Genomic DNA, 12,985 nt, shown 5'->3' on the forward strand with positions numbered 1-12,985 from the left:
TCGGCCTCACCCACACCGACCACACCTGGACCCTCACTCCCGCCACCACATAGCACAGGGAGGGGGCTGTCCCCAGCCGGGACAGCCCCCCTTCAAGGCAAGATCTTCAGGAGCCTTCTAGACCGGGCTATTGGCGGTCTGCAAGGTTGGAGTCGGCCCCGCGCTCGCGGGGGTTGCTCCCCACGTCCGGGTCGCCACGGCGGAGGAGATCGGTCGGCCCCGCGCTCGCGGGGGTTGCTCTGGCTGGCCGACACGTGACTGTCACGTGATCCGGTCGGCCCCGCGCTCGCGGGGGTTGCTCCCGCGTCGAAGGCCGTCGCCCACGCGTCGGCGAGTCGGCCCCGCGCTCGCGGGGGTTGCTCCTGGCGGCCGCGACGGCGGAGCAGGAGGCCATCGTCGGCCCCGCGCTCGCGGGGGTTGCTCCTCGCCCTCGGCCCAGTCAGGAGCGCCGCATGAGTCGGCCCCGCGCTCGCGGGGGTTGCTCCGTCGTCGCCGAGCACACCCCGTTCGGCGGCCCGTCGGCCCCGCGCTCGCGGGGGTTGCTCCACAGTGATCTACAGCTGACCGAGGTTGAGTAGGTCGGCCCCGCGCTCGCGGGGGTTGCTCCAGGTCGCCCGTGACCACCCGCAGCATCGCCTCGTCGGCCCCGCGCTCGCGGGGGTTGCTCTCGCAATCGGATCCGCGAGCTGGCCGGGGTCAGGTCGGCCCCGCGCTCGCGGGGGTTGCTCCCGTCACGGTGGCGGTCGCCGAGTAGCCGATGGGTCGGCCCCGCGCTCGCGGGGGTTGCTCCTTGTAGGGCTACTCGTAGGGCAGCCAGCCGTCAGTCGGCCCCGCGCTCGCGGGGGTTGCTCCGTCGATTTCTTCGGTGATCCGGGCCTGCTTGCGTCGGCCCCGCGCTCGCGGGGGTTGCTCGCCCGCCCCGATGGACGCGCCAGCCCCGGCAAGTCGGCCCCGCGCTCGCGGGGGTTGCTCCCCGGTAGAGATGACCACCCCGTCTGTCGAGCAGTCGGCCCCGCGCTCGCGGGGGTTGCTCCGACCTCGCCCAGGAACAGCCGGCTGTCGCCAGGTCGGCCCCGCGCTCGCGGGGGTTGCTCCTCGTCGAGGAGCACCGGCTCGCCCCGGTTTGGGTCGGCCCCGCGCTCGCGGGGGTTGCTCCTCCGCCTCGGTCGGCACCTCGTCCGGCTCCTGGGTCGGCCCCGCGCTCGCGGGGGTTGCTCCTCCGCCTCGGTCGGCACCTCGTCCGGCTCCTGGGTCGGCCCCGCGCTCGCGGGGGTTGCTCAACGGTGCACCCTTGCACCACTTTTCCACAGGAGTCGGCCCCGCACTCGCGGGGGTTGCTCCGACCACCCAGGTGCGTCCGTCGTTGATCGTCTGTCGGCCCCGCGCTCGCGGGGGTTGCTCCGACTGACCAGCCACCCACCGTCGGAGCGCCCGGTCGGCCCCGCGCTCGCGGGGGTTGCTCCCAGTACCGGCACAACGGCGGCGTGGCCCGCATGTCGGCCCCGCGCTCGCGGGGGTTGCTCACTCGCTCGCCGGGTTGGCCCGCTCGACGGCATGTCGGCCCCGCGCTCGCGGGGGTTGCTCTGTAGCCCTCGCTATCCACCAACCCAGCCTGACGTCGGCCCCGCGCTCGCGGGGGTTGCTCCGCTTCGCAGGCGTCTGCGTCGTCACCGGCGTCGTCGGCCCCGCGCTCGCGGGGGTTGCTCCTCATGTCCGGCTCCGCTTGGGCCGGTGACCGAGTCGGCCCCGCGCTCGCGGGGGTTGCTCCGCCAGCCCCCAGTATCGCCCCCAGGCCCACCAGTCGGCCCCGCGCTCGCGGGGGTTGCTCCACGGTGCGGGTGCCACCGCTGAGGGTCCGGGTGTCGGCCCCGCGCTCGCGGGGGTTGCTCCGGGCACCGCCTCGGCCTCGGCCGGGGCGGTGGGTCGGCCCCGCGCTCGCGGGGGTTGCTCAGCGGCTACGGCCAATACCTGCTGAATCTGCTCGTCGGCCCCGCGCTCGCGGGGGTTGCTCCGGGATGACGCCGAGCGAGACGGCCGGCAGCGCGTCGGCCCCGCGCTCGCGGGGGTTGCTCCCACGCCGCGCTCTTGTCGTACTTGTGCGCCCAGTCGGCCCCGCGCTCGCGGGGGTTGCTCGGCCGACGCCGACGCCGAGCGGATCCGCAACACGTCGGCCCCGCGCTCGCGGGGGTTGCTCCAGGGCCTGAACCCGCCCGAGGCGGTGCAGGTGGTCGGCCCCGCGCTCGCGGGGGTTGCTCCAGGACACCCTGGACGGGCTGGTGAATTCCCGCGTCGGCCCCGCGCTCGCGGGGGTTGCTCCTGGGTCTGCGCCAACTTCGGGTCAGTCCAACGGTCGGCCCCGCGCTCGCGGGGGTTGCTCTCTGGGGTGGGAGAGGGTCTGGGAGAGTTGATCGTCGGCCCCGCGCTCGCGGGGGTTGCTCTGCGGATGACGTCGGCCGCCCTTTCCTTGTTCGGTCGGCCCCGCGCTCGCGGGGGTTGCTCTCTGTTCAGGCAGTGCCATGCTCTTCATGTCCAGTCGGCCCCGCGCTCGCGGGGGTTGCTCCACCCATGCCCTCAGCACGTCCGCCGCGGCCCGGTCGGCCCCGCGCTCGCGGGGGTTGCTCCGTCACGCTGACGACGTCGCCCACTCCCCTGCCGTCGGCCCCGCGCTCGCGGGGGTTGCTCCTAGCCAGCACAGCAGCAAGGGGGAACGCATGAGTCGGCCCCGCGCTCGCGGGGGTTGCTCCCCCCGAAAAAGCCACCATGACCCCGTATCAGAGTCGGCCCCGCGCTCGCGGGGGTTGCTCCCCCTGGTCAGGGCCTTGACCACCCATCTCTGAGTCGGCCCCGCGCTCGCGGGGGTTGCTCTGGATTGTGACCTATGGCCAGACGCCGAGGGTCGTCGGCCCCGCGCTCGCGGGGGTTGCTCCCGACCAGCCGGTGTAGGCCAGACGGTTCGTCAGTCGGCCCCGCGCTCGCGGGGGTTGCTCCAAGGGAGGGGCGAGTGCTCCAACACCTCATCAGTCGGCCCCACGCTCGCGGGGGTTGCTCCGCGATGCCCTCAAGGTCGACTCCGGTCAGCAGGTCGGCCCCGCGCTCGCGTGGGTTGCTCCCGCACCCGCGAGGGGTGGCAGTCCGGGCAGGGGTCGGCCCCGCGCTCGCGGGGGTTGCTCCGGATCCCAGATGAAGTGTGGGGCCGCTCCGGCGTCGACCCCGCGCTCGCGGGGGTTGCTCCCAGATCCGCCCGCACCGCACCAGGCCGATGGTGTCGGCCCCGCGCTCGCGGGGGTTGCTCCGCCTCCTGGGTCTCGGCGATCTCCTCCGCCGTGTCAGCCCCGCGCTCGCGGGGGTTGCTCGGCCTGGACGTTCAGGCGGTCCGCCTCGGAGAAGTCGGCCCCGCGCTCGCGGGGGTTGCTCCCGGTTCCCAAAGTCGTCGTGGCTGGCGCTGCCATCCCCGCGCACGCGCGGGGATGGCTCCAGCGAGAGCATGGACGTTGCCAACCAACTCCCCGTTCACGATGCTGAGGCAGCTCCCCCACAGGCTCGACGCTCTTCGGAACAGATGATAGGACAGCACCGAAGTCGCAAGTAAGCACATGCCCGCTGGCGGGCGCTGACATCGCAGCACCGGCGACTGCAAAGTCGCGGCCACCGTCGCGAAGTCGCCCGCTTTCTGGGCGGCAAGCAGGATCTCGACCACGTCGCTGACGGACTGGGGCGCGACAGAGGAGGGTGACATGCCCGCCACCCTACTTCGGCGGGAAGCCCCAGCTCGGGGCCGTCCCGCGCTCATGCCGACGGCGGGGCCCTCCGCCCCGCCCCGGGCTGCCACACTGGACGCCGTGACGCTCTACCACTTCACGAGCCGCGACAGCTGGGCCGGCATACGGACCAGTGGTCAGCTAGAACCGCGCAGCTACCAGACCTCCTCGCTCGATGGCCTCCCACTGCTGTGGCTGACCGACCGGCCCGACGGCGAGGGCACCGGAGCCGACCCGCAGCGCCTTCATGTCCGCATCGCCGTCCGTCCCGAGCGCGGCGTTCACCCCTGGCTGATCGCCAGGTTCGAGGCCTCGGTCGAGGGCCGCAACCTGGACATCGTCGGCGCCGATCCGGATTCCTGGTTCGTCACCACCCAGGTCGTACCCCGGGCACGGTGGCTGACCGCGGTTGATCACGAGACTGGCGAAGTGCTCTGGAGCAACGAGCACCCTCCCACCCTGCCTCAGGTGCCGGTCGACTGGAAGCTCACCGATTCGGACATCAAGGGGCTCGAGGACCGTTTCCGAGCGAGCCTGGCGGACCTGACCACGATGGATCTGCCAGAAGAGGACCTGTCGAAGTTACAACAGGATGGACGTTTCGACCCGTTTACGCTGCTCAGGAACCTTCCGGACCGGCTCGGGGCTCTTCGGGACAGCCGGTTGGACACCACCGAAGTCGGCCGGTATCGCACCTGGTTGTGCTGGCGTGCGCTGAACGAGGACGCTGCTCTGCTTCCCGGCTTCCACAACACTCTGCCCCAGACCTGATCCGCCACCCGTGGGTGGGCCCTGGTGTAGCTGTAGGGCTACACCAGGGCCCACCCGCCCGCGTCAGCGGCGGCTGAACAGGCGGTTGTCGTCCATGCCCTGCGCGAGCGCATCGCGTTGCCCGGCGCCGGCCAGCTCGGTCAGGCCGTGCACCGCAGCGTCCATGCGGTCCGGGGAGTCCATCCCGGCGACCCAGGTCACCATCTGCCCTTCCAGCTCCGGGTAGTGGCCGACGTGGTGGACCCGGCCCTGCTCGTACAGCTGCGCCACCGGCTCAGCCCTGAGCCTCTTGCCGACCTTGGCGTTGACCTCGACGATCAGCGGCATCAGCTGGCCGCGGGCCTCGCCTTCGCGGGCGAGCTGGTCCCATGCCTGGTTGAGGATCTGGCAGGCCATGTTGCCGCCGTAGTTCGCCTCGACCACGATCGCGTCCGCCTTCAGCGACAGCGCGAGACGGCAGGCGGTGAGGCCCCAGTCGTTGGCGCCGAGGGTGCCGGACTCGTCGGCGACGACGTAGAGGTCGTCGCCGTAGTCGAGGCCGAGGCCGACGATGCCGGTCTCGTCGTTGACGGAGCTGTCGCCGCCGGACGGGTCGACCGCGACGACCACCCGGGCCAGTTCGACGCTCGAGAACTCGACGGCGGTGATCCGGGCCGTGTCGATCCACGCCCGCCGCCACACCCCGCCCTCGACGGGGCTGGGCTTCTGCATGAACAGCGACCACCACACCCGCTCGCCGACGGCGCGCCGGATCCCGGCGAGCGCCTTCTTCCCGTACCGGGCCGGCCACAACGGCTCGCCGAGCTTCCGGCCGAGGGCGTCGTCCGGGCTGTCCGCGACGGCGGGCAGGTCGATGATCGTCCAGCCGGAGGCCGTCTCCCCCGCGAGGATGCGCCCAGCGAGATCATCTTCGTCCCAGCGCGTCTGGATAACGATGACGCTGCCGCCCGGCTCAACTCGGGTGAGGAGGACGGAAGTCCACCACTCCCAGAGGCGACGGCGCATCGCCGGCGACTGCGCGTCCGCAGCGTCCTTGATCGGGTCGTCGACGATCGCCAAGTGTGCGCCCTTGCCGGTGAGGCCGCCACCGACGCCAGCCGCGATCAGCCCGCCCTCCCGGCCCGCGATGTCGAATCTATTCGCGGCCTTCGAGCCGGGGTGCAGGGTGATGCCGAGCTGGGCGCCCCAGGTGGTGATCGCGTCCCGGATCCACCTGCCGTGGTCGTCCGCGAGGTCCGCCGAGTAGGACGCGATCATGACCCGGTGGTCAGGTCGCTGGAGCAGGTACCACAGCGGCGCCCACCGCGCGGCCCGCCGCGACTTGCCGTGCCGGGGCGGCATCGTCAGCAGCAGGCGGATCGTTTCTCCTGCCGCGATGCGACGGAACGCATCGTCGACGAGGTCGAGGTGCCGGGCCTGCATCTCCCGGCCGTCGGTGAGGACCGCGGCGAGCGAACCCGGGGAGTGGCGCAGCGCGAGGTCGCGTTCCACCGCCGCGAGCCGGGTGCGCAGTGCCGACGAGGCCTGCTCGGCGATGGCCCGGCGCCGCTCTGCGGGGAGGAGCCGGTACTGCTCGACCAGGCCGTCGGCCCCGGTCACTCCTCGTCCCGGGCGGCGGCCGGGTCGGTGAGGGCGATCAGCGCGGCCAGTTCGTCGCCGGTGGTGTCCGCCGCGACCTCGATCGGGCCGCCGTCGTGCCCGGTGATCTCCGTGCGCGCCGGCTGGTCCAGGCCGAGGAGCCGGGCCCGGCGCTCCATGATCCGCAGCGCCCGGTCGATCGCCTGAAGCTCGCCGTCGCGCACCGCCCGCCGGTAGGCGACGAGGAACAGCCGATCGAGGCGGGCGTCCTCCAGCGCGCGCAGCTCCTCGATGTCGGCCTGCGCGGCGGCGAGCCGGTGGTCGAGGGCCTGGGTGACGTCCCGGTTGACCGAGCGCACCAGGGTCTCGTCGTCCGGGCCAGGCCGCCCCTTGGAGTACAGCTCGTGCCCGTACCCGAACGGGTAGGAGATCCGATCCGAGTTCAGAGCCGGATCAGCGGCGAGCTTCCGGCCTACGGTCAGAGGGTCGGCGCCGGCAAGGCGCAGCTCGACAGCGTCGGCCCGCCGCTGAACGATCGCGGCGCGCTGGGCCCGAGTGGGGCGGGGCATGGGCGCAGGTCCTCCGTGGTGCGCCCCCGCGCCACCACCCATGATCCACCACAGGACGGCCCCGGCCAGCCACGTGCCGAGCACATCTCCCACAGCCGCGCCGAGGCCAGCGGGCGGGTCCCTTACTTACCTTACTTACCTTCCTTCCCGGCCCTTGGGCCTTCATCGGACGGCGCCTGGCCGCCCCAGCCGAACGGTTCGGTCAGGTCGCCGGTGGACTGACACTGCCGACGGCGCGTGATCGACGTCACATCAAACCCGCCCGAGGTCAGGAATCTGCAGGTACCGCCAGACACTGACCCCCTCCGACAGGCAGGAAGGGTAGATTCGGAGGTAACTTTAGCTAGAAAGTTGAGCTAAAAACCGAAAGGGGGTATCTTCGCAACCATGGAGGAGGTGCAGATGATGAATGAATCCATCCGGCCGGGTGAGACGCTGACCCGCCGACGGGTTCACGACCTGTTCGGCGGCCGGCTGCAGGGCGGGATCTCTCCGACCAAGGGGAACCGCATCCTGGTCTTCATCGACCTCGCCAAGCCCGGCAGCCCCGCCCCTGGCCTGTCGCCGGATGGCACCCTCCACTACGTAGGCGAGGGCGCGAAGGGTGACCAGCAGTTCACTCAGAGCAACAGGGCTCTCCTCCATCACAAGGAGGACGGACGACGCGTCCACGTCTTCCAGGACCGCGGCACCCGCCTCAGGGACAGCGCCGAACGTCTCTACAAGTACATCGGCGAGTTCGAGGTTGCCCCGGACAATCCCTACTACTACGCGGACGAGGTGGACCGGTACGGCCAGGCCCGTCGCATCATCAACTTCAGACTGCGCCCGGTCGGCGCCGACAACGCGCCGTTCATGGACCCGGCCAATGTCGCTCGACGCCAGCGGGAGGCCGCCCAGCGAAACAGCCCCTCAGACGACGTTCTGGGCACTCGGGCCCCCTTGCGAAACCATGAGGCCGAGCTCGTGGCAAGGTTCATCGCCTATCTCCACGCTCGCGGCCACAGGACCTCACGGATCGCGCTGCCCGTGCCGAACGAGACTGGCAGCGATCTCGTCGACCTGTTTGACGAGACCACCCAGACCATCTACGAGGTGAAGCCCTCGGCCGCCCGCATCTCGGTCCGCCACGCCATCGGACAGCTGATGGACTACCGCTGGCGACAGGGCGGCACCGCCTCCATGGGCATCATCCTGCCGTCCGAGCCATACCAAGACCTGCTCGACCTGTGCGCCAGCCTCTCCATCGAGGTCGTCTGGCCTGACCCGGACACCGGTTTCAGATCCAGTAAGAACTGATGCCGGAGGTGGGGACCCCCGGCATCAGACACAACCAGCCGCTCGCGTCGTTTCTCAGGCTCCGCGAGCCGGCCGCTCACCGCCCATCTCACTGAACAGGAGCAACCCCCAGTATGACCGGCTACTCCCACCTGCCGAAACCGTCGGCCAACGGGTGCTAGGCAACTCCCCCTTACGCGCGAAGCACCGAGCCGACACCGGCTCGGACAATCGAGGGTGCCCCCGAGCACACCACCATGGCCGGCTGCGGGCCGGGCAGTCGACACAGCTCCGCCTCCCTGGCGGAGATCAACACCCCTGGGGGAACGACGTGCACCACGTCCTCGAATCGCTGTGGTCCAACGCGAACGCAATGAAGTTGGCCGTGCCGGTCCTCGGCATCCTCCTGGACCTTCTGCGCCAGACCCTGGCGCAGAAGCGGAAGCGATCCGGCCGCCCGCTCCCAGGCCTCACAACAACACCGGACTCCGAGGCGGCGCAAGAGGTCGCCATCCCTGGCCCGCTGTACCCGTCGCGGCGGGTTGGCGAGCTGCACCGCGCCGCCGCGCGTCGCCGCCGCGGCCCGGCAACCCGCGAGCCGGTCGCCGAGGTCCGGATCGTGACCCAGAGCCAACGGCCACCTGCACCGAAGGGGCGTAGCGTGAACCGCCGACGCCCCGGCAATCGGCGGCCGTAGCAGCACCTAGCCCCACCAGCGGCCCGGCACCACCACGGTGCCGGGCCACTGCGCTCTCGTCACCGAGACCATGCGGATCGCGGCCGACCAGTCCGATCGGTCGAGCCGCCCGCGTGCCGCGTCAGGCGCGGGTATACGGAGCAGAGAACGCCTTGGGGAAGCAGGCATTCGCGCGGTTCAACGAGGCCGCGTCGTTGAAGGTGTGGCGAGGCACTGGCGCAGGTCCTCTGCGTCACACCCCCTTACTGACCTCGGCGTTTCAAGGTGATGGCGGTGGGAGGTCGAGGGAGAGTCCGGTCCCGGTGAGGAAGCCGTTGAGGATGTCGGAGCGGTACTGCAGTCGTTTGAGTCGGTTGCGGACGAGGGCTTCGAGCCGATCGAGGGCGACACTGGCGAGGTTCGCCAGACTTCGTTTGACGTGGGCCCACAGGTACTCGACCGCGTTCAGCTCGGGTGCGTATGCGGGCAGCACGAACACCGTCAGCCAGTCCCGCGCGTCGATGAGGTCGCGCATGGCGTGGGAGACGTGGGTGTTCAGCCGGTCCCACACCAGCACGATCGGCGCCTTGACCAGCTGGTGCATCCCGTCTATCAGCCCGATGTAGTCGTGTTCGGACAGGCTGCGGCGTTCGCCCTTGCGCCCGGTGTGGCGCCGCAGCCGGTGGCACAGGCGGGTCCGCGAGCCCGGTCGCATCGCGATCAGCCCGGCGACGGAGATCCTCCCCGAGCGGCTGCCGCTCACCTTCACGATCGGGGTGCTGCCGCGTCGTCCCCACGTGCGTCCCTTCGGCGGTCTGCGGGTAAAGCCGGCTTCGTCCTCGAAGCAGAGCCAGCCGTCGCAGGCCGCCCGGGCGCTTTTACCTCCGCCCAGGTCGCCTCCTTCCACGCGGCCACGGCCTGCTCGTCGCGTTCCGCGGCTCGCCGCGCGGGGACCTGCGGGGTGAAGCCGAGCCGGCGCATCAGACGGGTGGCCCCCGAGACGCTGTAGGAGACGCGGAACTTGCGGCCGATCAGCGTCGCCACCCGCGCGCCGGTCCACACCTGGTCCTGGTCCCAGCCGTGCACGGCCGGACCCTGTTCGAGGTATTCGGCGAGCTTCTCCCGGCACCGCGCCGACAGCTTGGCATCGCTGCCCACCCGGTCCCCGTGAGGCCAGCGCCCCGATCCCGTCCTCCCGCCAAGCCTGGTGCCACTGGTAGGCCGATTTCGCGGTCACCCGCAGCCTGCGGGCAACCTCCCTCGGCGGGACACCTTCGTCGAACAACATGGCGGCCTCCAGCCGCACCTCCTCGCGGCGCTGACGTGCCTTCGCCGTCGGCCCGCCCCCATCCGCATAGCGCATACCAACGACATAGCTCGCAAATGACCATCAGTCAGCTACACAAACAGGCCAATCACCTTGAAGCGCCGAGGTCAGTAAGTGCGCGCGCTGGGCCCCTCCCAGCCGCGTCCGGCTTTGCCCTGCCACTCGCGCCAGAGCGCCTTCAGTCGCGTGCCGACCTCCTTGCCGGTACCGATCGCGCTGAACGCCTCGTCTCTGGGCAGTTCAGGCTCCTCCATGGCCGCCGCGGCAGCAGCCGCAAGGAGCCCTTCAAGGTCGACGAACAGCGCAGCCTGGGCCCGCAGGGCCTCCAGGTACTGCTGCTTCGAGGCGAGCTTCGGCTCCGCCCACTGCGTCAGCCAGGGGAACATGGCGATGGCGGCCCGGGCCAGGTGCAGGCTGGTAGCGGCTCCTCGCCAGGTCGACAGCACGCGTTCCCGCAGACGCTTCGCCTCGTCGCGCGCCTCCCAGTCCTCACCGTCCGGCTCCTCGTCACCCTCGTCGCCGTCGGGGGCGGCGATCGGCTCGACGGGATCGGTGCGCAGCAGGTCGGCGGCGGCCTGGACCTCGTCCTGCTCCCAGCAGTCGTCGGGGTCCGGTGCCGTGTACTGCTGCAGCCGGTACAGCAGCCCGACTCCGCCGAGCGCAGGGCCGTGGGCGACATCGGGGAACCGGTAATACTCGGTCGCTCGGTGCGTCCCCGCCTGCCCGCACGACGGGTGGGGGTCGTGTGCACGGCGAAGCGGCCGCTCCCGTCGAGTCCGTGGGGGCGGGCGCTTCGCCGTGGGTCGGCTCAGCCGAGGCGGAAGAGCGCGGTGTGGGTGGTGCCGTCGTTCAGGCCGAGGGTGAAGGTCTGGCAGGTGCCGGTCCAAGCCTTGGCGGTCTTCCACACGTAGGTGTAGGTGTCGCTGGCCGTGTCGTACTGCAGGGTGCTGCCGCCTGCGGTCTGGGCGGGGACGGGGGAGCCGATGGCGGCGCCGGTGGTGCAGTCGGTCTGTTGGACGGTGGGCTGCCCGGGGGCGAGGATGCCGGGGCCGCGGTCGCCGCCGAGGCTGAACTTGATCGGGACGGACCGTCCCGCGTGGACGGTGTTGACGGCGGGTGGGTTGTCGACCGGCGCCTGGAAGCCGCTGAAGGGGTAGAGGTAGCCGTAGTGGGCGGCCGGGCCGGTCCCGGCGGGGGTGGTGACCGTGACGTCGACCGTGCCGACGGTGCTCGCGGCGGGGGCGGTCGCGGTGATCTGCGTGTCGCTGTCGACGGTGAACGAGGCGGCGGGGACGGTGCCGAAGGTGACGGCGGTGGCGCCCGTGAAGTCGGTGCCGGTGATGGTCACCGTGGTGCCGCCGGCCAGCGGTCCGTGGTCGGGGGCGAGGGCCGTGACGACGGGCGGCGGGACCTCGTAGGTGTACTGCCCGGCGGGCACGGTGCGGCCCTTGGCGGTCAGGGCGACGCCGACGGTGCCGGCCGCGTGCGGCGGGGCCGTCGCGGTGACGGTGGAGTCGGCGACCACGGTGACGGCGGTGGCGGGGGTGCCGTCGAAGGTGACGGCGGTGGTGCCGGTCAGGTGGGTGCCCGTCAGGGTGACGGTGGTGCCGCCGGCGGTGGGGCCGTGGTCGGGGGCGAGCGAGGCGACGGCGGGCGCGGCGGGTGCGAGCACCATGTCGGCCGGGTTCGCCCTCGTGGCGGTGGCGCGGATGACGGCGTTGGTCCGGGCGTCGATCACGACCATCTTGCCGGTTCCGGTGATGACGTAGAGGTGGTTGCCGTCCGGGTCGGCCAGCACCTTGTTCGGGGAGCCGGCGATCGGGATCGTGCCGGTCACGGTGGCGGTCGTGGTGTCGACCACCCCGAGGAAGCCGCCCATGCTGGTGGTGACGTAGGCGCGGGTGCCGTCCGGGCTGAGCGCGAGCGTGCCGGCGGACTGGGCGACCTTGACGCTCGCCGCGAGCGTGCCGGTGGCCACGTCGAGCACCGAGAGAGTTCCGGTGTTGGCGTTCGTCGCGTAGACCTGCGCGCCGTCGGGGCTGATCGCCAGACCGCCGATGGACCGGTTGTCGGCGGTGGGGATGCTGGTGGTGACCGTGTTCGTGGCGGTGTCGATCACCGCGACGGTCCCGTTCCCGGACACGGCCGCGTAGAGACGCTTGCCGTCGGGGGTCGGCACGAGCTGCGACGCCGTGTACGCGACGGGGACGGTCGCGGTGACCGTCAGGGTGGCGGTGTCGTACACGTCGATGCCGGTGTGGCCGGCCCTGTTGTCGGCGACGTAGGCGTGCGCGCCGTCCGGGGAGAAGGCGATGGCGCTCGGGAAGCGGCCGACCGGCAGGGTCACGGCGACCGTGTTGCTGGTGGTGTCGACCACTGACACCGAGTTGCCGAACTGGTTGCCGACCCACACCTGCGAGCCGTCCGGCGAGACCGCCACGGGGCCGGGCATGGTCCCGACCGGGACGGTGCCGACGATGCTGTCGCTCGACAGGTCGTAGGTGACCAGCGAGTTGCTGGCGTAGTCGGTCATGTAGACCAGCTGCGCCGGGCCGGCCGCATGCGCGGGTACGGCCGGCAGCACCGCGGCGATCGTGCCGAGCGCCGTAGTGGCCAGCACCGCAGCCGCACCGCGCCGAAGGCGGCGCAAACGGCCTTCAGGCGCGGTTCGGCTGTCAGAAGCCAGTGGCATAGGTTCCGCCTCTCGAAAGGGCTCTACCGGAAGCTGCTACTCCGGCTTCAACTCATGCTATTCACAACTTTCTTGATTAATCGTCAGGTGCTTGGCACTGGTCGAACAGAAGGCTTTTGCGACCGAATTCGATCGGGCCAGATCGGCGCAGGGTCCTTCGGCCGCGGCAACGCCCCCCGGGAGGTCGGGGGCGGGCGGTTCGGCCGAAATCGCGGGCCCGGCCCGGGGCAGACCGACTCGACTGATCGAGAAGGCGGTGGCCCGCCCGGATGTGTCCCAGGCGGGCCTCGACGGCGTGCGGTTCACGCGGACCGTCGGTCGCGGTCCCTTCGGGGG

The 12,985-nt window shown here is 71.4% G+C and carries 7 protein-coding genes, 2 pseudogenes and 1 CRISPR repeat array; of the genes and pseudogenes, 2 read left to right on the forward strand and 7 right to left on the reverse strand.

The annotated features are described in order from the left end of the window. The first annotated feature begins 151 nt into the window (after window positions 1-151). Window positions 152-3,475: direct repeats of the CRISPR family, unit length 28 nt; unit sequence GTCGGCCCCGCGCTCGCGGGGGTTGCTC. Between the two features lie 364 nt (window positions 3,476-3,839). Continuing rightward, complete coding sequence (locus ACIO5E_RS26765) at window positions 3,840-4,529, forward strand: hypothetical protein (RefSeq protein ID WP_400672354.1); 690 nt, start codon at window positions 3,840-3,842, stop codon at window positions 4,527-4,529. A 63-nt stretch (window positions 4,530-4,592) separates the two neighbouring features. On the opposite strand, the gene ACIO5E_RS26770 is transcribed toward ACIO5E_RS26765, so the two are convergent. Together ACIO5E_RS26770 and ACIO5E_RS26775 are read right to left on the reverse strand one after the other, a co-directional pair. Continuing rightward, window positions 4,593-6,128 (reverse strand): terminase large subunit domain-containing protein, encoded by a 1,536-nt coding sequence (locus ACIO5E_RS26770; RefSeq protein ID WP_400672356.1) that lies wholly within the window; start codon window positions 6,126-6,128, stop codon window positions 4,593-4,595. Next, the gene (locus ACIO5E_RS26775; protein ID WP_400672358.1) at window positions 6,125-6,676 is read right to left on the reverse strand and encodes a hypothetical protein; all 552 of its coding nucleotides are present in this window, start codon (window positions 6,674-6,676) and stop codon (window positions 6,125-6,127) included. Before ACIO5E_RS26775 ends, ACIO5E_RS26770 begins: the two co-directional genes overlap by 4 nt. A 387-nt stretch (window positions 6,677-7,063) precedes the next feature. On the opposite strand from ACIO5E_RS26775, the gene ACIO5E_RS26780 reads away from it, so the two are divergent. Beyond that, a complete protein-coding gene (locus tag ACIO5E_RS26780; RefSeq protein ID WP_400672360.1) occupies window positions 7,064-7,975 on the forward strand; it encodes a hypothetical protein in 912 nt (303 codons plus the stop codon). A gap of 935 nt (window positions 7,976-8,910) precedes the next feature. Here ACIO5E_RS26780 and ACIO5E_RS26785 read toward each other — a convergent pair. The 5 genes and pseudogenes from ACIO5E_RS26785 to ACIO5E_RS26805 all read right to left on the reverse strand — a co-directional run bounded on the left by ACIO5E_RS26785 (window position 8,911) and on the right by ACIO5E_RS26805 (window position 12,577). After that, window positions 8,911-9,537, reverse strand: a complete 627-nt coding sequence (locus tag ACIO5E_RS26785) for a transposase (RefSeq protein WP_400672965.1) — start codon at window positions 9,535-9,537, stop codon at window positions 8,911-8,913. A 47-nt stretch (window positions 9,538-9,584) separates the two neighbouring features. Continuing rightward, a pseudogene (locus ACIO5E_RS26790) lies at window positions 9,585-9,788 on the reverse strand (winged helix-turn-helix domain-containing protein); the annotation flags it as partial. Window positions 9,789-9,843: 55 nt separating this feature from the next. Beyond that, window positions 9,844-9,993 (reverse strand): annotated as a pseudogene (locus tag ACIO5E_RS26795) (helix-turn-helix domain-containing protein); the annotation flags it as partial. A gap of 71 nt (window positions 9,994-10,064) precedes the next feature. Further along, on the reverse strand, window positions 10,065-10,844 hold the full coding sequence (locus ACIO5E_RS26800; RefSeq protein WP_400672363.1) for a hypothetical protein: 780 nt from the start codon (window positions 10,842-10,844) through the stop codon (window positions 10,065-10,067). Further along, on the reverse strand, window positions 10,766-12,577 hold the full coding sequence (locus ACIO5E_RS26805) for a PxKF domain-containing protein (protein ID WP_400672366.1): 1,812 nt from the start codon (window positions 12,575-12,577) through the stop codon (window positions 10,766-10,768). The genes ACIO5E_RS26800 and ACIO5E_RS26805 overlap by 79 nt, the downstream gene beginning before the upstream one ends. Between the last annotated feature and the right edge of the window lie 408 nt (window positions 12,578-12,985).

Origin of the sequence: Kitasatospora sp. NPDC087314 (assembly GCF_044744365.1) — a bacterium.
In the GTDB taxonomy this organism is placed as follows: Bacteria; Actinomycetota; Actinomycetes; order Streptomycetales; family Streptomycetaceae; genus Kitasatospora.